The organism is Streptomyces hainanensis (assembly GCF_004348415.1).
Lineage (GTDB): Bacteria > Actinomycetota > Actinomycetes > Streptomycetales > Streptomycetaceae > Streptomyces > Streptomyces hainanensis.
The window spans coordinates 1-1,625 of the sequence record NZ_SMKI01000798.1; the positions used below are offsets into that span (position 1 = coordinate 1).

The 1,625-nt window shown below is 76.7% G+C and carries 2 protein-coding genes; both read left to right on the forward strand.

The window, feature by feature from the left end; genetic code table 11:
• The coding region (locus tag E1283_RS37860) for a hypothetical protein (RefSeq protein ID WP_165956374.1) at positions 1-411 on the forward strand (411 nt) is incomplete at its 5' end.
• A gap of 8 nt (positions 412-419) precedes the next feature.
• Positions 420-1,625, forward strand: a 1,206-nt coding sequence (locus E1283_RS36015) for an FAD-dependent monooxygenase (RefSeq protein ID WP_132822366.1), incomplete at its 3' end; no start/stop codon positions are given.

Here is a 1,625-nt window from a genome sequence, read left to right on the forward strand (position 1 = left end):
CGACTGCACCCCCTCCACCAGGGCCGGCTCCCCGTGGGCGAGGCCGCGCCCGGCGCCGCCGACCTGCTGCGCGCCACCACCGGCACCGAGGTGCTGACCCGCCACTCGCTCAGCCTCGGCAGCGCGGACCGCGCGCTGTCCGTCAACCACGTGGTGATCCGCCTCGACCTGCTGCCGCGCCTCGCCGAACGCCTCAGCGTCTCCGCGCTGCCGCTCGGCGCCGTCCTGTGGTCCATGGGCACCGGCCACCGCCGCACCGTGCTCGCCGCCGGCCGCCGCTCCTGGCCGGACGGCGCCGAGGAAGGCCCGGGATGCTTCAAGACCTATCTGCTGTGGCACGGCGACGCGCCACTGGCCGCCATCACCGAGACGTTCAACCCGGCCGTGGTGCCGGCCGTCACCGGCGAGTGAACGGCCCGATGCGACGCCTCCGCACCCAGGTCGGCATCGTCGGCGCCGGCCCCGCCGGACTGGTGCTCGCCAACGCGCTGACCGCGGCCGGCGTCGACTGCGAGGTCGTCGAACGCGGCACCCGCCAACGGGTCGAGAGCCGGTCGAGGGCCGGCTTCCTCGAACACCGCACCGTCGCCCACCTGCGGGCCGCGGGACTCGCCGACCGGCTGCTCGCCGAGGGCGTCCCGCACGGCCGCTGCGAGTTCCAGTGCCTCGGCCGACTCGTCCACGTCGACTACTCCCACCACTCAGGCGGCTACCGGCACTGGGCCTACCCGCAGCACGAACTGGTCCGCGACCTGATCGCCGCCCTGGTCGCCACCGGCCGGCCACCGCACTTCGGCCGGCCGGCGTACGGCGTCGAGGACGGTCCCGGGGCGGCCATCAGGATCGTCTGCGCGGGCCTGGAGATCCACTGCGACCAGGTGGTCGGCTGCGACGGCCGGCGCGGCGTCGCCGCGCACCGGCTGACCGCCGACGCCGGAACGGCCGTTCGCGAGAGCCGACACCGCCACCCCTACGACTGGCTCGCGGTCCTCGCCGACGTCGACCGGCAGCCCACCGCCATCCGCTATGCCGTCACCGCCGACGGCTTCGCCGGCATGATGCCGCGCGCCGGCACCCGCTGCCGCTTCTACCTCCAGTGCCCGCCCGGCGACACCGCGGCCTACTGGCCGCACCACCGGATCCGCGCCCGGCTGCGCGCCAGGCTCGCCACCGAGGCCGCGCCCATCCCCGACATCGGAGCCATCCACGAGACCCAGGTGGTGCCCATGCGCTGCCGCGTCACCGAGCCGCTGCGGCACGGCGTGATCGCCCTCGCCGGCGACGCCGCCCACCTGCTCACCCCCTCGGGCGCCAAGGGACTCAACCTCGCGGTCGCCGACGCCGCCGACCTCGCCGCCGCCCTCGTCGCCCACCACCGGGACGGCGACGACCGCGCCCTCGACGGCTACACCGCGCGGCGACTGCCCGACGTCCGCCGCACCCGGGCGTTCTCCGACCGGCTGCTCCGCCTGCTCCATCTCCCGCCCGGCGACCCCGCGTTCGCGCTGCGGCGGCGACTGGCCGCGATCCACCGGCTGGCCGAACCGGGGCCACGCGCCGCCGACTTCGCCCACCGGTACGCCGGCTCGGGAACGACGCGCCCCGCCCTCGCCCCCGCCGGACCC